Source organism: Arthrobacter sp. AL12 (genome assembly GCF_029960645.1).
In the GTDB taxonomy this organism is placed as follows: domain Bacteria; phylum Actinomycetota; class Actinomycetes; order Actinomycetales; family Micrococcaceae; genus Arthrobacter.
On the sequence record NZ_JASBQY010000001.1, the window covers coordinates 517,612 to 539,828 of the forward strand.

Annotated in this window: 19 protein-coding genes and 3 tRNA genes; 12 read left to right on the forward strand and 10 right to left on the reverse strand. The window is 65.4% G+C overall.

What is annotated here, in order from left to right; genetic code table 11:
* Positions 1 to 118 precede the first annotated feature (118 nt).
* A tRNA-Leu gene (locus QK291_RS02495) sits at positions 119 to 201 on the reverse strand.
* Between the two features lie 406 nt (positions 202 to 607).
* Here QK291_RS02495 and QK291_RS02500 point away from each other — a divergent pair.
* Genes QK291_RS02500 through pknB form a run of 7 tightly spaced genes read left to right on the forward strand, consistent with a single transcriptional unit; the run spans position 608 to position 10,226 of the window.
* Entirely contained in the window at positions 608 to 1,357 is a 750-nt protein-coding gene (locus tag QK291_RS02500; RefSeq protein WP_282378781.1) for a DUF3662 and FHA domain-containing protein, read from the forward strand.
* Positions 1,354 to 1,833: an FHA domain-containing protein gene (locus QK291_RS02505; RefSeq protein WP_224048084.1), complete on the forward strand. Its 480-nt coding sequence runs from the start codon at positions 1,354 to 1,356 to the stop codon at positions 1,831 to 1,833. Before QK291_RS02500 ends, QK291_RS02505 begins: the two co-directional genes overlap by 4 nt.
* Before the next feature lie 2 nt (positions 1,834 to 1,835).
* Positions 1,836 to 3,524, forward strand: coding sequence for a protein phosphatase 2C domain-containing protein (locus QK291_RS02510; RefSeq protein ID WP_282378789.1), 1,689 nt, complete (start codon positions 1,836 to 1,838; stop codon positions 3,522 to 3,524).
* Complete coding sequence (locus QK291_RS02515) at positions 3,521 to 4,972, forward strand: FtsW/RodA/SpoVE family cell cycle protein (protein ID WP_282378791.1); 1,452 nt, start codon at positions 3,521 to 3,523, stop codon at positions 4,970 to 4,972. The genes QK291_RS02510 and QK291_RS02515 overlap by 4 nt, the downstream gene beginning before the upstream one ends.
* Positions 4,969 to 6,426, forward strand: coding sequence for a penicillin-binding protein 2 (locus QK291_RS02520; protein ID WP_282378793.1), 1,458 nt, complete (start codon positions 4,969 to 4,971; stop codon positions 6,424 to 6,426). Before QK291_RS02515 ends, QK291_RS02520 begins: the two co-directional genes overlap by 4 nt.
* Entirely contained in the window at positions 6,423 to 8,252 is a 1,830-nt protein-coding gene (locus QK291_RS02525) for a protein kinase (protein WP_282378795.1), read from the forward strand. The genes QK291_RS02520 and QK291_RS02525 overlap by 4 nt, the downstream gene beginning before the upstream one ends.
* A 6-nt stretch (positions 8,253 to 8,258) precedes the next feature.
* Positions 8,259 to 10,226, forward strand: a complete 1,968-nt coding sequence (gene pknB / locus QK291_RS02530) for a Stk1 family PASTA domain-containing Ser/Thr kinase (RefSeq protein WP_282378797.1) — start codon at positions 8,259 to 8,261, stop codon at positions 10,224 to 10,226.
* A gap of 15 nt (positions 10,227 to 10,241) precedes the next feature.
* On the opposite strand, the gene QK291_RS02535 is transcribed toward pknB, so the two are convergent.
* Entirely contained in the window at positions 10,242 to 10,883 is a 642-nt protein-coding gene (locus QK291_RS02535) for a gamma-glutamyl-gamma-aminobutyrate hydrolase family protein (protein WP_282378799.1), read from the reverse strand.
* A gap of 214 nt (positions 10,884 to 11,097) precedes the next feature.
* Between QK291_RS02535 and QK291_RS02540 the strand changes: the two genes are divergently transcribed.
* Entirely contained in the window at positions 11,098 to 11,352 is a 255-nt protein-coding gene (locus QK291_RS02540; protein WP_282378800.1) for a cell division protein CrgA, read from the forward strand.
* Positions 11,353 to 11,474: 122 nt separating this feature from the next.
* Positions 11,475 to 12,080 (forward strand): DNA-3-methyladenine glycosylase I, encoded by a 606-nt coding sequence (locus tag QK291_RS02545; RefSeq protein WP_282378802.1) that lies wholly within the window; start codon positions 11,475 to 11,477, stop codon positions 12,078 to 12,080.
* A gap of 1,056 nt (positions 12,081 to 13,136) precedes the next feature.
* Here QK291_RS02545 and QK291_RS02550 read toward each other — a convergent pair.
* Entirely contained in the window at positions 13,137 to 14,015 is an 879-nt protein-coding gene (locus tag QK291_RS02550; RefSeq protein WP_282378804.1) for a rhomboid family intramembrane serine protease, read from the reverse strand.
* Positions 14,016 to 14,024: 9 nt separating this feature from the next.
* A complete protein-coding gene (locus QK291_RS02555; protein WP_282378805.1) occupies positions 14,025 to 14,570 on the reverse strand; it encodes a peptidylprolyl isomerase in 546 nt (181 codons plus the stop codon).
* Between the two features lie 155 nt (positions 14,571 to 14,725).
* Here QK291_RS02555 and QK291_RS02560 point away from each other — a divergent pair, with 155 nt between their 5' ends.
* On the forward strand, positions 14,726 to 15,706 hold the full coding sequence (locus tag QK291_RS02560; protein WP_282378807.1) for a hypothetical protein: 981 nt from the start codon (positions 14,726 to 14,728) through the stop codon (positions 15,704 to 15,706).
* A 146-nt stretch (positions 15,707 to 15,852) separates the two neighbouring features.
* On the forward strand, positions 15,853 to 16,728 hold the full coding sequence (locus QK291_RS02565) for a glycosyltransferase family 2 protein (protein ID WP_282378809.1): 876 nt from the start codon (positions 15,853 to 15,855) through the stop codon (positions 16,726 to 16,728).
* Positions 16,729 to 16,762: 34 nt separating this feature from the next.
* Here the strand turns inward: QK291_RS02565 and QK291_RS02570 are convergent, their stop codons facing one another.
* A complete protein-coding gene (locus QK291_RS02570) occupies positions 16,763 to 17,677 on the reverse strand; it encodes a DMT family transporter (protein ID WP_282378811.1) in 915 nt (304 codons plus the stop codon).
* Between the two features lie 115 nt (positions 17,678 to 17,792).
* On the opposite strand from QK291_RS02570, the gene QK291_RS02575 reads away from it, so the two are divergent.
* On the forward strand, positions 17,793 to 18,161 hold the full coding sequence (locus QK291_RS02575) for a cupin domain-containing protein (protein ID WP_282378814.1): 369 nt from the start codon (positions 17,793 to 17,795) through the stop codon (positions 18,159 to 18,161).
* A gap of 107 nt (positions 18,162 to 18,268) precedes the next feature.
* Here the strand turns inward: QK291_RS02575 and QK291_RS02580 are convergent.
* From QK291_RS02580 to gyrA, 5 genes are all read right to left on the reverse strand, one after another.
* Positions 18,269 to 18,344 (reverse strand) — tRNA-Ala (locus QK291_RS02580).
* A gap of 71 nt (positions 18,345 to 18,415) precedes the next feature.
* Positions 18,416 to 18,532, reverse strand: a complete 117-nt coding sequence (locus tag QK291_RS02585; protein WP_282378815.1) for a DLW-39 family protein — start codon at positions 18,530 to 18,532, stop codon at positions 18,416 to 18,418.
* Positions 18,533 to 18,602: 70 nt separating this feature from the next.
* Positions 18,603 to 18,676, reverse strand: a tRNA-Ile gene (locus QK291_RS02590).
* A 98-nt stretch (positions 18,677 to 18,774) separates the two neighbouring features.
* Positions 18,775 to 19,440, reverse strand: a complete 666-nt coding sequence (locus QK291_RS02595; RefSeq protein WP_282378816.1) for a DUF3566 domain-containing protein — start codon at positions 19,438 to 19,440, stop codon at positions 18,775 to 18,777.
* Positions 19,437 to 22,163 carry a DNA gyrase subunit A gene (gene gyrA / locus QK291_RS02600; protein WP_282378818.1) on the reverse strand — a complete coding sequence of 909 codons (2,727 nt, stop codon included), beginning with the start codon at positions 22,161 to 22,163 and terminating at the stop codon, positions 19,437 to 19,439. The genes QK291_RS02595 and gyrA overlap by 4 nt, the downstream gene beginning before the upstream one ends.
* Between the last annotated feature and the right edge of the window lie 54 nt (positions 22,164 to 22,217).

Consider the following 22,217-nt stretch of genomic DNA (forward strand, 5'->3'; position numbering starts at 1 on the left):
TCCGGGATGGGCGCGTAGTGACCCCGCGTTGCTTTCGGGTGATGAGCAGCCAATGTTGGCGTCCCCGGGGTTAAGCAAAAGGAACCCCGATCCTAAGACCGGGGTTCCTTCATTTGCGTGCGCGAGGGGGGATTTGAACCCCCACGCCCTTTCGGACACTGGCACCTGAAGCCAGCGCGTCTGCCGTTCCGCCACTCGCGCGCAACTTCTTCCACGTAGTTGTCGGTCCATAGTCGGGCCGTGAACCTCGTAAAAGCAGCGAGATCAAGCATAACGGACAACAGCCGGAAAACACCAATCGGCCCTCGGGCCGGGATGGGTCGGTCGCTCTGGGCAGGGCCTCCGGGCGGGCACTACCCGGACCAGGACCCCGCCGAGCCACGTGGACGTCGTCAGCAGCGGGCACAGCGAACCGATGTCAGTGCACGTCAGGGCCGGTCCGGCGCACATTCCCGACGCGGGGTGCCGACGCGCATTAAGGCCATTCCCAGACTCGCCCAGTAGTATCTGAAGTATGAGTGCCCGCTGACAGCGGGCTCCCGCAGATGTGGGAAACCGAGTTCCGGAACGAATGCTGCCCTGCAGCCGTCACGAAAGGAGAAGGACCATGGGATTGCTGGACAAAGTCGAGCGCGGCATCGAAAAGGCCGTCCGCGGAGTCTTCTCCACCGGTTCTCGTGCCCAGGTCGAGCCGGTTGAGATCGCCAGCCACCTCCGCCGCGAGGTCGACAACAAGGCCATCACCATCGCCGCGGGACGGACCCTCGCCCCCAATGTCTTCGACGTCCTCCTTAGTGACGAGGACTTCCAGCGGGCCCAGGAATGGGGCACCCCGCTGGCTGAAGAACTCTGCGACGTGGTCATCAACCACGTGCGCAGCCAGGGCTACACCCTCCAGGGTCCAGTCCGGATCAGTTTCCGCCGTGACGGGGACCGCCGCGCCGGCGACTTCGAGATCAAGTCACGGACCGAAAAGACCGCATCCCCCTCTGGAACCGCCCAGCCGGCCACGCACGCCGGAATGCCGGCCGCGCCGACGCGCCAGCCTTCCCGGATGCAGCCCGTGCTGGACATCGACGGGCAGCGCTACTCCTTGAACGCGCCGGCGATCGTGCTGGGACGCTCCTCGGAAGCGGACATCCTGATTGACGACACCGGCGTTTCCCGCCGCCATCTGGAAATCCGCACGGCACCGGGCACTGCCCAGGCCGTGGATCTGGGCTCCACGAACGGCAGTTACGTAAACGGCCACAAGATCGTGGGTTCCTCGGAACTCACTGACGGCTCCACGATCACAATGGGACGGACCAAGATCATCTTCCGACTTTTGCCCGCCAGCCCAGGCGGCCGCCGATGAGCGAACTGACCATCACTGCCCTGCGCTTCGGCTTCCTCCTGCTTCTGTGGGTGCTGATCTTCAGCATCGTCGCCGCCATGCGGCGCGACCTCATGATCGGACGCAAGGCAGCAGCGGGCGCCCCCACGGCGCGGCAGGTCCGCAAAAACCCGGCCCTGGCCGAGCCGGCGGCCCCCGTCAGGCAACAGCCCCGCCAACTGGTCGTGACCGAAGGCCCGCTCAAGGGCACCACGATCCCGCTCGCAGCAAGCCCCATCCTGCTTGGCCGCGCCCAGGAAGCCACCCTTGTGCTGGAGGATGACTATGCCTCGGGCCGCCACGCCCGCCTGTTCCCGCAGGGCAGCCGCTGGTTCATCGAGGATCTTGGCTCGACCAACGGCACCTATCTGGCCGACCAGCAACTCACCAGGGCACTGCCCGTAGAGCTGGGTGTCCCTGTGAGAATCGGCAAGACGGTCATTGAATTGAGGCCGTAGCCGTGGCTGCCCCTGATCGCCCCGCAGACAGGGCCGAAGGCAAGACTGCCCCCAAGCGGCCGCTTATCCTGCGCTACGCCGCGCGTTCCGACGTCGGCAGGGTGCGCGCGAAGAACGACGACTCCGCGTACGTCGGGCGGCACCTTGCCGTCGTCGCCGACGGAATGGGTGGACACGCCGGCGGCGATGTTGCCTCCGCCGCCACGGTGCTGGACATGATCCATCTCGACAGCGACGATTACGACGGCGACGCCGGCACCGTCCTGGCCGACGAAATCCAGACCGCCAACTCATTGCTGTCCGAACTCGTCCACATCAATCCCAAGCTGGCCGGTATGGGGACCACCGTCACCGCCCTCCTGCTGGCCGAGGGCAAGCTGCACTTCGCCCACATTGGCGACTCCCGCGCGTACCGGCTCCGGAATGGCGAATTCGAGCAGGTCAGCGTGGACCACACCTTCGTGCAGCGCCTCATTGATGAAGGCCGGCTCCGCCCCGAAGAAGCGGAGACGCATCCGCACAAAAACGTCCTGATGCGCGTCCTCGGCGACGTCGATGCCAGCCCTGAACTGGACCTGGCAACGCTCGAGGTCGAACCGGGTGAGCGCTGGCTGCTCTGTTCGGACGGTCTGAACTACGTCGCCGGCCACGTCGTGGAGCGCACCGTCCGGGAGACCAAGAGCCTGCGGGAATGCGCCGAGCTGCTGGTTGATCTGACTCTGGATGCCGGCGCCCCGGACAACGTCACCGTGGTGATGCTGGAAATCGTCGAACAGACCCCCGACGACGTCCGGACCGCCGCCGTCGAGATTGTCCCGTCGACGCCGCCGTCCACCGCAGCCGTGACCGTGACCGTGACCGCGGACGCTGCCATAGCCCCAATGGTTGCAGCAACCGCAGAACCGTCCACAGCCGAAGACACCCGGCCGGACGCCGGCGCAGCCGCCGGTCAGCCGGCCGGGAATGCCCCCGACACAGGAGAACTGCCAACCTCCACCGACCCGCATCTGGGTGAGCATCTGTCCGCCGAGGTGCTCCGCGAGGAGCTGGCCGGCCGCCCCCACGAACTCGTGGGCGCTGCCGCGGCCGCCGCGGAGTCCGGCTCCATCCCCACCATTCCGGGTCGGACCATGGCCCGCCGGGCCGCTACGGTCCTGACCCACAAGTCGGAGCAGGCGCGGGAGGAATCCGAAGAGTACCGGCAGGCCGGCCGGCCCCGCCGCTGGGTGACCGTCTCCGTCGCGGCGGCCATCGTGGCTTTTCTCACGGTGGGTCTATGGCTGGGCTACGCCTGGACCCAGACCCGGTACTACATCGGCGAGCACGACCAGCATGTGGCCATCTTCAACGGGGTCTCCCAGCGCCTGGGACCCATCCAGCTCTCCACCCTCGAAGCGGTGACCGAAATCCGGATGTCAGATCTTCCCGAATTTTCCCAGCAGCGGGTGCGCCAGACAGTGCCTGCCCGGGACCTCTACGACGCACAGCGCATCGTTAAAAACCTTGAGCGCACCGGCACAACCGCCCCCGCGGACGAGTGCATCACCCCGTCTCCGACCCCTGCCACGCCCGGCGCGACCGCGGATCCCAGTGCCACGGCCGGTCCGGGTGCCACGGCGAGTCCCGGCGCGGCCGGCACCGCGGCACCTTCGCCGGCGTCGACCGCGCCTGTCTGCGAGGTAGGGAAATGACACCCATCGATTCCACACCCCGGCCGCGGCGGAACGTCGAACTGGTCCTGCTAGTTCTGGCCCTGGCCGTCGGCATTGGGGCCAACGCCCTGGTCGGGGTGGACCAGCAGAAGGCGTTCGACGCCGATTTCTGGTTCCAGTCAAGCCTGCTGGCCACCGCGGCCCTCGCCTTCCACATCGTCCTGCGTCTTCGGGCGAAATATGCCGATCCGGTAATACTTCCGCTGGTGGTGGCTCTCAACGGCCTCGGCCTCGCCATGATCCACCGGTTGGACCGGGTCGGGGAAGACACGGGCAACAACCAGCTGCGCTGGACCCTGGTGGCCATGGCTGTTTCAATCGCCGTCATCTGGTTCCTCAAGGACCACCGGATCCTCCGCCGCTTCACCTACATTTCCCTGGCTGCCAGCGCATTCCTGCTGATTCTTCCGCTGGTTCCGGGCATAACGGCCGGTGAAATCCTGGGCGCGCGGGTCTGGATCAAGTTCGGCTCAATGACCTTCCAGCCCGGTGAAATCGCCAAGATCACCCTCGCCATATTCTTTGCCGGCTATCTTTCCTCCAACCGCGATCTCATCCTGCTGGCCGGGCGGAAAGTCGGGCCCCTCCAGTTCCCGCGGTTCAAGGACATGGGTCCCATGATCGCTGCCTGGCTCGTGAGCATCGGCGTGCTGATCTTCCAGCGGGACCTCGGCTCGTCGATCCTGTTCTTCGGCCTCTTCCTGGTGATGATCTACGTCGCCACCAGCCGCATCAGCTGGGTCATCATCGGCGTCGGGCTCATCGCTGCCGGCGGTTTCGTCGCCTCCCGCGTCTTCTCCCACGTGGCCCTGCGGATTGACGGCTGGATCAACGCCTTCACCGACGAGGTCTACGGCCGGGCCTTCGGCGGCAGCCTGCAGATCGTCGAAGGGCTGTTCGGCATGGCCAACGGCGGACTGGTCGGCACCGGCCTCGGCCAGGGACGCCCCAATCTGGTTCCGTTCGCCAACAGCGACATGATCATTGCCTCCTTCGGCGAGGAACTCGGGTTGATCGGTCTTTTCGCGATCGTCCTGATGTACCTGCTGCTCTTCACCCGAGGCTTCCGCGCGGCCCTCGGCACCCGTGACGCGTTCGGCAAGCTGCTCGCCACCGGGCTGTCCTTCGCCATTGCGCTGCAGTGCTTTGTCGTGATCGGCGGCGTCACCCGGCTCATTCCCCTCACCGGCCTCACCACGCCGTTCCTGGCCGCCGGCGGTTCCTCGCTGCTGGCCAACTGGATCATCGTCGGACTGTTGCTGATGATCTCGCACACGGCGCGCGGTCCGGTGGACACCACACCGCTGGCTCCCGGTGAGGAACCCGACCCACAGAAAGTATTGCCTGCCATGCCTTCGAAGCCGGCCACCGTGCCCGGCACCGGACGAAACAGTCCGGACGCCCCGACCGAGGCGGTGAAGCTGTGAACCAAGCCATTCGCAATGCCTGGATCGCCGCGATCGCGATGTTCGTCCTGATCTTCGGTGCCCTCAGCTACGTCCAGGTGGTCGGAGCGGATGAGCTGGAGGCCAACGCCTGGAACAAGCGCACCCTCCTGCAGAACTACTGCAACGACCGCGGCGCCATCATCGTGGGCGGCGCACCGGTGGCCGAGTCCGTTGCTGCCGCGGAGAGCTGCGCGTTCCAGCGCACCTACAACCAGCCGGAACCCTACGCCGGGATCACCGGCTATTTCTCCAGGAGCTTCGGCGTGACCGGGCTTGAGAACACGATGAACAAGGAGCTCGCGGGCAGCTCGGATCAGCAGTTCCTGGACCGGGTCGGCCAGCTCTTCCTGGGCAACCAGCCCAAGGGCGCCTCAGTGGAGCTCACGATCGATCCCGAGATCCAGAAGCTCGCCTACGACCTGATTCCGGATGGCCAGCGCGGATCGATCGTGGTGACCAATCCGAAGACCGGGGCGATCCTGGCGATGGTGTCAAAGCCCTCCTACGACCCCAACCTGATCGCCACCCAGGATCCCGTGGCCGAGGCCGCCAACTTTGCCGACCTGAACAAGGTCCCCGGGATCAACCTGAACCAGAACGTCAGCGGCCCCACCGGGGCGCTGCTGGCGCCGGGCTCCGTCTTCAAGCTCATCGACACGGCCGCGGCCCTCAGCTCAGGCAAGTACAACAAGGACAGCGTCCTGCCCAACCCGGCGGAGATGTCCTTCCCCGGCATCCAGTACACGCTGCCCAACTACGCCGGCGGCAACTGCTACAGCCGCGACACGGCGACGTTCGCCTTCGCCCTGCAGCAGTCCTGCAACACCCCCTTCGCCAGCATTGCCCTGGACCTGGGACAGAAGGCCATCGCGGACCAGGCGGAGAAGTTCGGCTTCGGGAAAGACTTCGGCGACCAGCTCAAGCTCGACTCCGCGCCAAGTTTCTTCCCGACCGAAGAGCTGGACGACGCCAGCCTGGCGCAGTCGTCGATCGGCCAGCGGGACGTCCGGGCCACGCCGCTGCAGATCAACCAGATGACAGCGGCGATCGCCAACGGCGGGGTCCAGATGCAGCCGAATCTGATCAAGGCTGTCCGCTCCCCGGACCTGAGGCCCATCAGCGAGCCGAAACCCCAGGCCCTGCAGACCTCCACCACGCCGGAGATTGCCCGGCAGATCAATGAGTGGATGGTCAGTGTCGTCAGCGAGGGCATCGGCCGCGGCGCGGCGGTGCCCGGCGTGAAGGTGGCCGGCAAGACCGGTACCGCGGAACTCGGCGACGGCATGAACAACTCATGGTTTACCGGGTTTGCCCCGGCGAATGACCCGCAGGTGGCTGTCACCATCGTCATGGAAGGCGTAGACATCACTACCGGCGCAAAGCTAACCAGTCCGAACGCGAAGAAGATTTTTGAGGCGGTGTTGAAAAAGTGAGGCCTTCATCAGGAATCACCCTCGGCGGCAGGTTCCAGCTGACCACGCGTATTGCGATCGGCGGCATGGGAGAAGTCTGGAAAGCCAAAGACCTGATCCTTGGCCGCATCGTCGCCATTAAGGTGCTCAAGGAGGAGTACACGGGCGACCCCGGCTTCCTCCAGCGTTTCCGCGCCGAAGCCCGCCACACGGCGCTCCTGAACCACGTGGGCATCGCCAACGTCTTTGACTACGGCGAGGAAGAAGGCTCCGCCTACCTCGTCATGGAACTGGTCCCGGGCCAGCCGCTGAGCAGCATCATCGAACATGAACAAGTGCTCTCCCCGGACCGCACCCTGTCCATGATCGCGCAGACCGCCCGCGCCCTCTCGGCGGCCCACGCCCAGGGCCTGGTCCACCGCGACATCAAGCCGGGGAACCTGCTGATCACCCCGGAAGGCCGCGTCAAGGTGACCGACTTCGGCATCGCCCGACTGGCCGACCAGGTCCCGCTCACCCAGACCGGCCAGGTTATGGGCACCGCCCAGTACCTGGCTCCGGAGCAGGCAACCGGCCAGCTGGCTACCGGCGCCTCGGATATTTACGCGCTCGGCGTGATCGGCTACGAGTGCCTCACCGGGCACCGCCCGTTCTCCGGGGAATCCCAGATCGCTATCGCACTGGCCCAGGTCAACGACGCGCCGCCGCCGCTGCCGGAAACCCTGCCGAAGCCGGTCCGCGCCCTGCTGATGTCCATGCTGGCCAAGGACCCGAAGAACCGCCCGGCCGACGCCCTCAAATTGTCCGAGGCCGCCGAGGCCATCCGCAACGGCGACATCGCGGCAGCCCACGCCGCCGTCCCGGGCATGCTGCTCTTCGAGGCAACAACCGGGCCGATCACGGCACCGGTTGACATCCCGACGGCTGCAACCGGCGTCATCGGCGCTGCGGACCGCTCGATGTCGGCCACCTCGGCCCTGCCCGTGATCGGCGCCGCCGGAGCGGGCGCCGCCGCCGGGGCCGCTGCCGGAGCCGCTGCCGCCAGCGCATACGGGGCCCGCAACACACTGTCGCGTGCGGACGCCCTCGCCGCGGAACGCAATTGGGTCCAAGATGAGGAGGACGACGACTACGACGAACCGGCCACTGTGCCGGAACGCCGAGGCCGCAGCCCCTGGACCTGGCCGCTGATTGCCCTGATCCTGCTGGTGCTCTTCGCCGTCGTGGGCGTCATGCTGACCCAGGCCGGGATCCTGTTCCCGCAGACTCCGGCGAGCAGCAGCGCCATCACCAGTGCATCCGCGACGACCACCAGTGCCTCTCCCACGACCACGAGCGCCAGTCCCACCACCAGCTCCGCGGCACCGACGCAGTCCACACCGGCCACCATCAACCTGATTCCGGAAAGCTACCTGGGTCGGCAATACAACGGAGTCCGCACTGAACTGATTGGCCTGGGGCTTGGCGTCACCGGAGTAGAAGTCTTCGACAAATCCGCCCCCGGCACGGTGCTGGAAATCGACCCGGCCGGGCGGGTCCAGCCCGACACGACCATCACCGTGACCTACTCCAAGGGTCCGGAGCCCACCAAGGCTCCGGAGACGGTTACGGTCCCCACTCTCCAGTCCGGGGCTAGTGAAGCCACCGTCCAGCAAGCCATCCAGAATGCAGGCCTGCGCTGGGCCAAGGGGGCCGACGTGACTCCGACGAATAAGAAAGAGGCGCCTGGAACCTTTGTCAGTTCCGAGCCTGCTCCCGGCACTATGGTGCCCGCCGGTTCGCTAGTGACCTACCGACTGGCCAAGGCCGCAGCTGCCGAACCAACCCCTAGCCCCACGGGAACGTAGCCCACTATGTCCACTTCACCCCGCACCCCATCGCACCGGGAGGACCGCGGCCCCGTGAACACCCAGCGCGTCCTTAGCGGGCGCTATGAGCTGGGTGAGCTGATCGGCCGCGGCGGCATGGCCGACGTCTTCCGCGGCGTCGACACCCGTCTCGGACGCACCGTGGCGGTCAAACTGCTCCGCCCCGACCTGGCCCGGGACCCCCAGTTCCAGGCAAGGTTCAAGCGCGAGGCGCAGGCGGTGGCCGCGCTGAACCATCCCTCGATCGTGGCCATCTACGACACCGGGGACCACGCGGTCCCCGGCGACCACGAAGACACCGTCCGGGTGCCATACATCGTGATGGAGTATGTCTCCGGCAAGACGATCCGGGACCTGATCAGGGCCAAGGAAGTCAGCATCGACCAGGCGATTGACTTCTCCCTGGGAGTCCTCGCGGCCCTGGATTACAGCCACAAGGCCGGGATTGTGCACCGCGACATCAAACCCGCCAACGTGATGTTCTGCCCGGAATCCAACAGCGTTAAGGTGATGGACTTCGGGATTGCCCGCGCCATGGCGGACTCGGCAGCGACCATGACCCAGACCCAGGCCGTCGTAGGCACCGCCCAGTACCTTTCACCGGAACAGGCGCGCGGTGAGACCGTGGATGCCCGCAGCGATCTCTACTCGGCCGGCTGCCTGTTGTACGAGATGCTTGCCGGTCGCCCGCCCTTCATCGGCGACAGCCCCGTGTCGGTGGCCTACCAGCATGTGCGTGAGATCCCCGAACTGGCCAGCAGCTTGAATCCTGACGTCTCCGAGGCACTGGACAGCGTGCTGATGAAGGCGCTGCAGAAGAATCGCGCGGACCGGTTCCAGGACGCCGCGGCGTTCCGCCGTGCCCTCCGGGCCGCACGGAGCGGAGTTGGCGTCGCCACACCGGCCGCGAGCGAAGCCCCCACAGACCCCAATGACACAGTCCCGACCCCGGACGGCACGCCAACCGCCGCCTTCTCCGCGGCCGGTGCGCAGTTCCTCGACGAAACCCCAACCGGGCGACTCCGGCCCGCGCTGGAGACCCCGGCTGATGATGAGAACGCCTTGATGGCCCAAGGTGTCGTCTACGGCGCCGCGGATAGTGGCAGCTTGCCGCTGGTCCTGCCACCCGAGCGCGAGCACACCCCGAGTCAGCAGTCCCGGCGCCGGACGTGGATCACCGCCCTGGTGATTGTCACCGTCCTGGTGCTGGCAGGAGGCGGACTGTGGCTCTACAACATGATGAACCAGGAGCCGCCCCCGGTAGCCAAGGTCCTGGTGCCGTCGGTGACGTCGTTGACCGAGACCGAGGCCCTCCAGAAGCTCTACAACGCAGGACTGAAACCCCAGCTCAGCCGGATGCAGCACGAGACGATCGCCAAGGGCATCGCTGTCGGCACTGTCCCGGCCACCGGGAGCTCACTGGACCCGAATTCCGACATTACGCTCAACATCTCCGAGGGTCCGAGCGTCATCACCATCCCCGCCGACCTGCCCGGGCGCACGGAGGCCGCCGCGCGCGATGTACTACGCCAGAAGGGTCTGGCCGGGGCGCCGGGCACCACCATGGCCAACAGCCCCTCGGTCCCGGCCGGCATCGTTATCACCACCAACCCGGCGCCGGGCCAGAACGTGGCCGCTGGCAGCATCGTGGAAATCATCGTCTCCACCGGCAAGGTTGTGGTGCCACAGTTGGTCGGGCTTCCCCAGGCTGAGGCTGAAGCGGCCCTCAAGGCGCTGGGCCTGCTCATGATTGCCACGGAAGTCGAAAATTCCCAGGTCGAACCGGGTAAGGTCACCGGACAGTCCGACGCTGCGGAGGCTCTCGTGGAACAAGGCAAGGCGGTCTCCGTCACCGTGGCCAAGGCCCCGCCGCCCCCGCCGCCACCGCCGCCGCCGAGCCCCACACCCACGCCCACCCCCACGCCGACCCCGACGTCCACCAAGGGCGGCTGAGTCTTCCTGGTGGGCCTAGTGCTTGATAAGCGGGCTCAGCGATGCTGCACGCTGGGCCGCGCCGGCCATGCCGAGCGATTCGAGCCAGTTCCCGAGCATCTGGTAGCCACCTTCGGTGAGCACGGATTCCGGGTGGAACTGGACTCCGCAGAGGGGTGCGGTGCGGTGCTGGAGCCCCATGACAACTCCGGTTCCCGTCTCCGCGGTGATCTCCAGGATCTCCGGGATGCTCTCGCGGACGGCGGCCAGGGAGTGATAGCGGGTCGCGGTGAAGGGCGAAGGCAGACCGGCGAACACACTGGTGCCGTGGTGCTCCACGAGGGAGGTCTTGCCGTGCATCAGCTCCGGCGCGTGCGTGACGGTTCCCCCGTAGGCCTCGGCCAGTGCCTGGTGTCCGAGGCAGACGCCCAGCATGGGTTTGTTGTGGCTGCCGCACCACTTGATCAGCTCGATGCAGACGCCCGCGCCGCCGGGGTTCCCGGGTCCCGGGGAGATGAGGACGCCGTCGCGTGCCTCCGCCAGTTCGACCGCCTCGGCCAGGGTGACGTCGTCATTGCGGACCACCGTGGTCTCCGCGCCGAGTTCCTGGAGGTAGCCCACCAGGGTGTACACAAAGCTGTCGTAGTTGTCGACGACGAGAATCTTGGTTGTGCTCATGGGTGCCTTGCTGAACCAATCGTTGAATCAGAGAGCTGAGTGGATCGTGCCATCCAGGTCGTTCGCGGCGGACATTCCCGTGGCCTGAACTACAGCTAGAATTGGCTCCGAAGAAGAACTTCAACATGACCAAGAGTGCTGACCGCCGGGGTATTCCTTCTTGCAGGATATCAAGCCAGGGTCCCGCTCCTGTTCCAGCCGCCTAGGAGGACCCGTGCCCGAGTCAAAGCGCCGCAAACGGACTGCCCACGAAACGCCGCAGACTTCCGCCGTGCAGGCCAACAAGCCCAATGCGGTCTGGTTCAAGCCAGTGATGTTCGGCCTGATGATCATTGGCCTGCTGTGGATCATCACCTTCTACATCAGCGAAGGCACACTTCCGGTGGCTGCCTGGGGATCCGGGAATATCATCGCCGGCTTCGGCATCGCCATCATCGGCTTCCTGATGACCACCCGCTGGCGTTCCTGAGCCCCGCCGCCTCTGACGGAAGACCGGTACACCCTTGTGTGCCGGTCTTCCGCGTTAATGTCGCACCCCCGCAGGGGCTCGAGCGGAGAACAGCGGATCACACTGCGAGCGAAGGAGTCCAGATGGACCCGGCTACACCGGGCCCAGTAATCGGCGACGACGGCCTGGCACGGCCCCCCTGGGCGGCCGTGGACCCGATGCTGCGCGAGTACTACGACACCGAGTGGGGAGTTCCGGTGCGCGACGAGCAGGGCCTGTACGAGCGCATCAGCCTCGAGGCCTTCCAGGCCGGACTGTCCTGGGCCACAATCCTCCGGAAACGGCCGGCATTCCGTGCGGCGTTCCACGACTTCCATCCCGAGACGGTGGCCGCTTTCACGGAAGCTGATGTTGAGCGCCTCCTCCTCGACGCCAGGATCGTCCGCAACCGGTTGAAGATCCGGGCAGCCGTCACCAACGCCCAGACAACGATTGCACTGCGGGACGACGGCGGGCTGGTTGACTTCATCTGGTCCTTCCAGCCGGATTCCACTCCCGAGCCGCGGTCCCACGAGGAGATTCCCACCACCTCGGCTGAGTCGATCGCGCTGTCCAAGGCACTGCGGAAACGGGGTTTCGCGTTTGTCGGGCCCACTACGATGTACGCCCTGATGGAAGCCATCGGCATGATCGACACCCATCTGCTGGACAGCCACCGCCGCGGGAGCTCCGGTCTCTGGCCACGCTAAGCGCCGCGCCAGTGTGAACAACTTCGGCCAAAGTTATCCACACTGTTGATAACCGTTGGGCGCCTTCCGCTCCTGGGCGCGGCCGTGCCCGTGCACTGTGGCGCCCATAGAGCGGTTCCGGAGGACGTTCCGCAAGGAATCACACCGCTGTGAGTTATTAACACTGTGGATTCCCTGTGGATAAGTCCGCCTTGCGTCCCCGGCGGGTGGGATGGCGAAGCCCCGGGGCGGCACGTGTGCGTCTTTTCGGCCCGCGGTCCGGCGCCGATAAGTTATCCACTTGGCAACACCCCCGGTACCCACAACTTATCCACAGGTGGGGATAACCCGGCCGCGGGAGGGGATTTCCGGCGGTTCCGGCGCCAGCTGGCGCCAATTCGGTCGGGGATACTTCAAACGGCAGGTTATTAACACTGTGAATAACCCTGTTGAAATCAGATTTCATTACAGGGCAGGGCAGATGATCGGGTATGGAACCTGGCCCCCTGTTCCGGTCCCTCGTCGCGCTCTGAGGCACGGGACCTCTGTCCGGCGCAAAGTTGTCCACTTAACCACAGGCCCGACCCCAGGGGTTATCCACAATTGTGGAGATCCGAACATGCCCCGTTCCGGAATCGCCCGGTGTGGCCCTCAGATCCGGGACTGGGACATGAACTACAGGCGTGTAAGTTACCAACAGTGTGGATAACCCCTGTGGACAACTCTTCGAGGGAGTCTGTGCGCCGCATCCCTGCGGCACCGGGCGGGCGCGCGAAGAGCACCAAAAAAGGGGCGCGCCGGACACGGCGGGCTGTGGAAATACAGGAACAGGCTGTGGGCAACCCGAAAGGGACTGGCCGTACGGAGAGCCGCAGGATCAGCCGGCGCGTGGAGGCTGCTGCGCGAGGGGCGGCGCCGCAAGAGAAGCGAGTACGGCACGAGGTGCGGTCAGCGCGGCCCGGCAGGAGAAGGTGCGGCGGTCAGCGCCGCCCGGCAGGAGAAGGTGCGGCGGTCAGCGCCGCCCGGCAGGAGAAGGTGTGGCGGTCAGCGCGACTCGGCAGGAGGCGCCCCGCGCGGTCAGGCGGCGACGCGGAGGGCTGAGACTGCGATCAGCAGGACCAGGACCAAGAGCAGACCGCCGGCCTGCAGCAGGCCCTGACGCGGGCCGCGGGGTGTATACGCCAGGACGGCGGCACAGAGTGCGCCTGTGACGGCCCCGCCCAGGTGGGCCTGCCAGGCGATCGAGGGGACCACAAAGCCGATGGCACCGTTAATAAGGATCAGCACCCAGAGCTGCCTGGTGTCGCCACCGCGGCGGCGTTGGACCACCAGCATGGCACCGAAAAGCCCAAAGATGGCGCCCGAAGCGCCGACAACGCCGCTCAGCGGCTGGCCCGGGACGTATCCCGGCGTCAGCAGCAGATAACCGACCGATCCGCCAACAGCGGACAGCAAATAAACCGCCAGGAACCGGACTCGTCCCAGGAGAGGCTCGAGCGCCTGGCCAAATACCCACAGCATGTACATATTGAGCAAGATATGGAGGATAAAGCCCTGGGAATGCAGGAAAGCGGAGGTCACCATCCGCCAGGGTTCGAAGACCCCGTACTCGGGGCTGGCATAAACGGTCGCGAACGCCAGGTTTTGGTAGATCCCGTCGTTGGGGACCAGCCACTGGAGCACAAAGACCAGGGCGCACAGACCGATGAGGGAGATCGTGACCACGGGTTTTCCGGTGGCCAAGGCGCCGCCGTAGACGGTCTTGACCGCCGGCGTCGTGCTTTTTGCTTCGTTGACACAGTCAACGCACTGGAATCCGACGGCGGCCGCCCGCTGACAGTCGGGGCACGCGGGGCGCCCGCAACGCTGGCAGCGCACATAGGCGGCCCGGTCCGGGTGCCGCGGGCACACCGGGACCTGCGCGGACGGCTCTGCCGCCGGAATTCCGTAGCTCATGCGCTGAGCTTAGAGCTTTTCTACGTCAATGCTGTTGATGGTGACGTCCTTGACCGGGCGGTCGCCCGTTCCGGTGCGGACACCCTCGATGGCGTCAACAACCTTTTTGGACTCGTCGTCTGCCACCTCGCCAAAGATGCTGTGCTTGCCCTGCAGCCAGCCGGTGGGGATGGTCGTGATGAAGAACTGTGAGCCGTTGGTGCCGCGGCCCATCTGGACGCCGGCGTTCGCCATGGCCAGCTTGTAGGGCTCGTTGAAGGTCAACTCCGGGTGGATTTCGTCGTCGAACTTGTAGCCCGGGCCGCCCACGCCTCGGCCCAGGGGATCGCCCGCCTGGATCATGAAGTCCTTGATGATGCGGTGGAAGATGGTGCCGTCATAGAGCGGCGTCCCGGTCTTGTCCTCGCCGGACTCCGGGTGGGTCCAGGCCTTCTCGCCCGTGGCCAGTCCGACGAAATTGTCGACGGTCTTGGGGGCGTGGTTGCCGAAGAGATTGACGACAATGTCGCCCATGCTCGTGTGGATGGTTGCTTTTGCGGTTGCGATGGCAGTCATAGGGCCTATTCTTCCATGACAGGCCCCCGCTTACAGGGCCGGTCCGCGAGTTCCGCGCTGGGTGAAATCCGCCCATAATCGGCCTGCAGAATAGCCGGTGAGGTCTGGGCCACGTAGGCTAACAGCAGAATCGTCACATTAATCGGGAGGTAGTTGTGAAGAAAACGGACCGTATTGCCCGCGAGCTGGAGCATTCAGTCAGCACCGGAGTAGAAAACGCCAAGGACTGGGCAACCCCGCGGGTTGAAGCAGCCGTCAACTGGGCCGTTCCGCGCCTGCAGCAGGGACTCGATACCGCTTCTCCCAAGATTCAGGAGGGGCTCAAGTCGGCGGCCTACAACCTCGCCGACGGTGTTGCGACCGTAACCCCGCGCCTCCAGGACGGCCTTGCGCAGCTCGCCCCCAAGATCAACGACGCCGTTGAGGGCGCCACCCCGCGCCTGCACGAGGCGCTGGACAAAGCGACGCCGGTCATCGCCAACGCGCGCGACCGGGTGGTCGTGGAGTACCTGCCGATGCTTTCGGACCAGATCGGCCACGCCTCCGATGCCGTGCACCGCACGCTCCAGAGCGCTCCGGGGCATGTGGACGCGGTTGCCCAGCGGCTCGGCGAAGCGGGAATCATCCACTCCGTCCAGGAGCAGGCGAGGACCGCCAAGAGCCACGTCAAGGTCGCCGCGAACAAGGCAAGCAAGGCCGTCAGCGGTGAGCTGGTCAAGAAGCAGAAGCCCAAGCACCGCGGGCTGTTGATCTTCGGTATCATCGCCGCGGCAGTTGCCGCCGGTGTTGCCGCCTGGCGGGCTTCCAGGCCGGTCGAGGATCCCTGGAAGACGCCCGCTCCGGTCACGCCGGCGCCCGTTCCGGCCACCACCGTCAGCGATGTCAGGGATTCGGTCAAGGAAGCTGCCGGCCAGGCCGGCGCAGCCACGGTCGCCGCCGCTGACACCGCCGCTGACGCGTCGGCTGAGGTTGCAGAGTCCGCCGACAACGCCGCTGACAAGGCCAAGCACGCGGCCGAAGACGCTGTTGAGGACATCAAGGATGCTTCCGCCAAGGTTGCCACCGATGCGAAGACGGCCGTCCGGAACATTGCAGCGAGCCGCAACAACGGCACCGACAAGACCACCGGCAGCTAAGACAGCCTGCGGGCCGCCATTAAGGGAGGGATTCCGCCACAGAGGCGGGATCCTTCCCTTATTTGCGCCTGATGTTTACCAGTTCGTAGCCGGGGAACTGCCCGGCGCCGGACTGGAAAAACCGCGTTGGTGCTAAATTTGGGGGAATGTCACCCGAAAAATCCTCTGAGGATGCCTTACACGATGCTGTGCACACTCCGGCTGTGTCTATCGTCATCCCGGCGTACAACGAGGAAAGCGTCGTCCGGCAGTGCCTCATCGCCGCCGTGTACCAGTCAGTCCCGGCGCACGAGATCATCGTCGTCGACAACATGTCCAAGGACCGCACGGCCGACATCGTCCGGCAGATGCAGCTGGAATACCCGGAGAGCCCCATCATCCTGCTCAGCCAGGACCGCGACCAGGGCCTGATTCCCACCCGCAATTTCGGCCTCGACCACGCCACGGGGGACATTCTGGGCCGGATCGATGCCGACTCCGTGCTGGAACCCGACTGGGTTGAACAGGTGCAGAAGGCGTTCCGGGACAAATCCGTCCACGCGGCGACCGGCCCGGTGGTCTACTACGACATGCCCATGCGTCGCTTCGGCCTCAAGGCCGATGACAAGATGCGCCAGCTGATGCTCAAGCTCGCAAAACACCAGTATCACTTTCTCTTTGGCTCCAACATGGCCATCCGCCGTTCCGCGTGGGAGATCATCCGGGGCGAGGCGTGCCGGGATGAGAAGGACGAGATGCACGAGGACATTGATTTGTCCCTGCACCTGGCCGACCACGACCTCCGGATCCAGTACTGGCCGCAGATGATTTCCGGCATGTCCGCACGCCGGCTGGAAGACTCTCCCCGCGACTACCGCTACTACGTGACGCGCTTCGACCGCACGTACAAAGCCCACAACGTCAAGAAGATGGCGCTCAAGGCCCCGATGGTGGTCTTCTTCTCGGTGTACTTCCCGGCGAAGCTGCTGCGGGCGATCCATACGGTCAATACGGCCCAGCCTGCCCGCCGCGGCGGCCAGTAGCACGCGGCTGCCCTGAGGCCGCCGCCTGTCGCCGTCAGTCCGTCCCCAGCTCCGCCAGCCCGGCTGCCGTGCGCCGCACGGCGCGTGAACTTCGCTGCCCCAGGACGACGACGGCGAGCCCCGCAAGGATCATCGCCAGGCCGGCGTAGGTCCCGGCCGGCAGGGTCTCGGACAGAAACGCTGCAGCGAGCAGCGCGGCACCCGGAATCTCCAGCAGGATGATCATGGACACCAGCAGCGGGCTCATGGTGGCGAGCAGGTGGTTGAATGCGGTGTGACCGATCAGCTGGGCGCACACCGTGATCGCCAGGATGCCAATCCAGCCGGCCGCTTCGAACCCTGCCAGTGGCTGCTGCGTGGACAGTGCCAGCACAGCCACGACCGCTGCGCACATTCCATAGCACAGGGTCGTGTAGACGCCCGTCCCCATGGTCTGGCGCGCTTTGCCCCCGGCGAGCGTGTAGACACCGGCCAGGGCCCCGCCGGCCACCGCCAGCAGATCACCCAGCAGCGCCTCCGGAGAGGTGCCCATATCGAACCCGGTAATGGCGACGACACCGCCAAACGCGATCCCCAGGCCGACCAGGACCGGCCAGCGGTGTTTGACGCCGCGCAAGAGCTGGAAGACTGCAATCCAGCCAGACTGCAGGCAGACGAGCGCGGTGGCCGCCGCGACCGAGGTCAACTGCAGGGACGTGATGAAGCAGGCGAAGTGGAGCGCCAGGGCGACGGCCGCCGCCAGAGACCAGCGAAATTCCCGGCCGGTGACCCGGCCGAACTGGCGGGGGTTACGGACCAGCACGGGCCCCGCCATGACAACCGACCCGATGGCGTTGCGCCAGAATGCGATCGCCAGGGCACTGACCGATGTGGCCCCCAGGGTGGCGGCAATGAGCGGCCCGGAGGAGGCCACACCGAGGACGCCCAAGGCGGCAAGGAAGAAGTTCACGGTCCAACACTAGTGGGGCACACAGCTGCCACCTGGGGCGCGCGCATCCTTGACCGCGGCAATCGGTGGTGCCAGTCTTAAATCCGGTCTCACCATCGTTGACAAGGAGACCATCATGGCTTCAACCGTCCGCAAGAGCCTGGACAATCCGGAGGAGACCCGACCCGTCAAGGACGGCATGGGTCAGGTGGAGCTCGTTAATCTCGATGCCGGTGCCGTGGCACGCGCGACATTCCTGCCGGGCTGGATGTGGTCCTTGCACGTCAAGCCGATCGCCCAGACAGACAGCTGCATGGTTGCCCACAAGGGCTACACCATCTCCGGCCGCCTCAAAGTCGTGATGGACAACGGCGAGGAAAACGAATTCGGTCCTGGTGACTTCGGCATCATCCCGCCGGGGCACGATGCGTGGGTCGTCGGCGACGAGCCGTACGTCTTCATCGACTGGCAGGGAATGGACGACTACGCCAAGCCCAAGGAATGATGCCGGCGCCCCCGCTTTGCGTCGGAAGCAGACCTGAAATGGGCTGCAAAGTTGCCGGACATGCAAAAGGCCCCGGATCGCGTTTCCGCGATCCGGGGCCTTTCCTATGGTGGAGGCACGGGGACTCGAACCCCGAACCCCCTGCTTGCAAAGCAGGTGCGCTACCAATTGCGCCATGCCCCCATAAGAAGCAACCCGACTATCATACCCTAGTTCGGTGAGCCGTTTTCCGGCTCCCGATCCGGGAATCCGGGCTAGTCAACCGTATCGGTTGATTCACTCCAGACCGTTTTCCGGGCCTCGGATTCCTGCACTTTCCTGTAGAGCAGGACGCCTGCGATCGTAGCTGCAACAACGAGCAACTTCTTCACATGCACCCCGTTCCGGTTCGGCGATAAACAAATATCAACCGGACCTCCACTTGAATCCGTACAGATTCCGTGGGCGTACCAGGACTTGAACCTGGGACCTCTTCGTTATCAGCGAAGCGCTCTAACCGCCTGAGCTATACGCCCCGATGCCTCATCGGGCCGAGATACGACTTTACAGCACATCCCGGCCCGATCTCAAATCGAGGCATTTCCCCGGGAAAATTCCGGGGAAACTGTAGGTTTTAGTCGTCCGTGAGGGTGACGCCGATGCCGCCCACCAGGGTGGCCGAGATGTTGTACAGCACGGCCGAGAGCATGGAGAGCGCAGTCAGCAGGACAACGTTGATGACGGCGATGATGGTCGCGAAGGATGCCACCTGCCCCAGCGAGGCGACCTTCTTCAATTCGAAGCCGCCGCCTTCGGAGCCGGCCAGGGTGCCGAGCAGACCGTCGACCTGGTCGAAGATTCCCGTCAGGTCCAGGACAGTCCAAAGCACTATCGCGGCCACGACGGTCACGATGCCCAGGGCCACGGAGAGCAGGAAGGCCATCTTCAGCACGGACCACGGGTCAACCTTGCTCACCAGCAGGCGGGCGCGGCGGACCTTCGCCTTGGGGGCCGGTTTGATCAGCCCGGTGGTGTTCTGACCCGGGCGGTTTTGACCTGGACCGTTCTGGCCAGGACGCTGTCCTGGGGTGGCGGGGCGCTGCCCGGGAGTCACCGGGCGTCCCTGGGCGGGACCCTGTCCCGGCACCTGCGGCCGCTGTGTCGTGCCCGTGGCGCCGCTTGCCACCCCGGGCCGCTGCTCGGGACGGGACGGCGCACCTACCCGGGGCGCTGCGGCAGGCTGCCGCGCCCCGCCGGGAACGCCGCTGTTCGACTTGGGATATGAGTCGGAATTACTCACTCGTTACCTCCGGTGTTGTCTTCGTCCAGCTCGGCATTGCCTGATGACTCATCTGACTCCGGGGCCGGTGCTGATTCTTCCTCTGCGGACCCCTCATGTGATCCGGTATTTTCAGCCAACGTTACGTCATCGGCCGCCGATGACTGACTTTCAACCGCGTCATTTCTATCTTCGGCTGTATCTTCGCCTTCGGCCCCCTCGTCGGTTTCGAGGCCCCGTTCGCTGTTGCGCGCCACCTCGATGATGCGGTCGTTCTTGTCCGGCTTGGCGAAGATGACACCCATGGTGTCCCGCCCCTTGGCCGGTACTCCGGCCACGGAGGAACGGACCACCTTGCCGCCTTCCATGACCACCAGCACCTCGTCTTCTTCCTGGACGATCAGGGCGCCCACGAGGTGGCCGCGCTCCTCCTGATATTTGCCCACCTTGATGCCGAGGCCGCCGCGGCCCTGCAGGCGGTATTCCTCCACCGCGGTGCGTTTGGCGTAACCGCCCTCGGTCACAACGAACACGAAGGAGCCATCCGTGACCACGTCGGCAGCCAGCAGTTCGTCATCCTCACGGAACTTCATTCCGGTGACACCGGAGGTGGCCCGGCCCATCGGTCGCAGCGCCTCGTCGGTCGCGGTGAAACGGATCGACTGGCCCATGCGGGAGACGAGCATCAGGTCGTCCGTCTCCGAGACCAGTTGGGCGGATACCAGTTCATCGCCGTCGCGGAGGTTGATCGCGATGACGCCGGCGGAGCGGTTGGTGTCGTAGTCCTCGAGGCGGGTCTTCTTTACCAGGCCGCGCTTGGTGGCCAGAACCAGGTACGGCGATTGCTGGTAGTCCCGCAGGTCCAGCACCTGGGCGATGTGCTCGTCCGGCTGGAACGCGAGCAGGTTCGCCACGTGCTGGCCCTTGGCGTCCCGGCCGGCCTCCACGAGTTCATACGCCTTCGCCCGGTATACCCGGCCAAGGTTCGTGAAGAACAGCAGCCAGTGGTGGGTTGTGGTCACAAAGAAGTGCTCCACGACGTCGTCGCCGCGCAGCTGCGCGCCCTTGATGCCCTTGCCGCCGCGCTGCTGCGAGCGGTAGTTATCGCTGCGGGTGCGCTTGACGTAGCCGCCGCGGGTGATCGTGACGACCATTTCCTCTTCGGGGATCAGGTCCTCCATCGACATGTCCCCGTCGAAGCCCAGCAGGACCTTGGTGCGCCGGTCATCCCCGTGCTTGGCCACGATTTCGCCGAGCTCGGTGCTGATGATCCCGCGCTGGCGTTCTTCGGATGCCAGGATCGAGTTGTACTCGGTGATCATCGCTTCGAGTTCGGAGTGGCGGTCCTGGATCTTCTGGCGCTCCAGTGCCGCGAGCCGCCGCAGCTGCATGTCCAGGATGGCGCGGGCCTGGAGCTCATCGATGTCCAGGAGCTGCATCAGACCGTCGCGGGCCGCTTCGGTGGTGTTTGAGGCCCGGATCAGCGCGATGACTTCATCGAGCGCGTCCAGCGCTTTGAGGAGGGCGCGCAGGATATGCGCTTCTTCCTCGGCCTTGCGGAGGCGGTACCGGGTGCGGCGTGCGATGACATCCATCTGGTGCGTGACCCAGTGGCGGATGAACGCATCCAGGCTCAGAGTGCGGGGCACCCCGTCGACGATCGCCAGCATGTTGGCTGCGAAGTTGTCCTGCAGCTGGGTGTGCTTGTAGAGGTTGTTCAGCACCACCTTGGCGACGGCGTCGCGCTTGAGTACGATCACCAGGCGCTGGCCCGTGCGTCCCGAGGTTTCATCACGCAGGTCCGCGATGCCCGAGATCTTGCCGTCCTTGACGAGCTCGGCAATTTTGATCGCCAGGTTGTCCGGGTTGGCCTGGTACGGCAGCTCCGTGACCACCAGGCAGGTGCGGCCCTGGAGTTCCTCCACGCTGACCACGGCACGCATGGTGATCGAGCCACGGCCGGTGCGGTAGGCGTCCTCAATCCCCTTGTGGCCCAGGATGGTGGCGCCGGTCGGGAAATCGGGTCCCTTGATGCGCACGATCAACTCTTCGAGCAGTTCCTCGCGGCTTGCGGTCGGGTTGGACAGGTACCACTGCACGCCGTCGGCAACCTCGCGGAGGTTGTGCGGCGGGATGTTGGTGGCCATGCCGACAGCTATGCCCGAGGAGCCGTTGACCAGCAGGTTGGGGAAACGCGCCGGCAGGATGGTGGGTTCCTGGTTCTTGCCGTCGTAGTTGTCCTGGAAATCAACGGTTTCCTCGTCGATGTCGCGGACCATTTCCATGGCCAGCGGGGCCATCTTTGTTTCCGTGTACCGCGGCGCGGCGGCGCCGTCGTTTCCAGGAGAACCGAAGTTGCCCTGGCCGAGCGCCAGCGGGTAGCGCATGGTCCAGTCCTGGATCAGCCGGACGAGTGCATCGTAGATGGCAGTGTCGCCGTGCGGGTGGTACTGGCCCATGACCTCGCCGACCACACGGGCACACTTATTGAAGGACCGTTCCGGGCGGTAGCCGCCGTCGAACATCGCATAGAGCACCCGACGGTGGACCGGCTTGAGTCCGTCGCGGACATCCGGGAGGGCACGGCCCACAATCACGGCCATCGCGTAGTCGAGGTAGGAACGCTGCATTTCCGTTTGCAGGTCAACCTGCTCGACGCGGTCGGTCAGCACCTCGGTGTCAAGGACAGTGCCCTCGAGAACGGGCTCCATGCCAGCCGGAACTTCTGGTGTTTCGTCACTCATAGTCTATATTTTCCGTTTCAGGTATATATCGGTTCGGGAATATTTAGGGCTTAT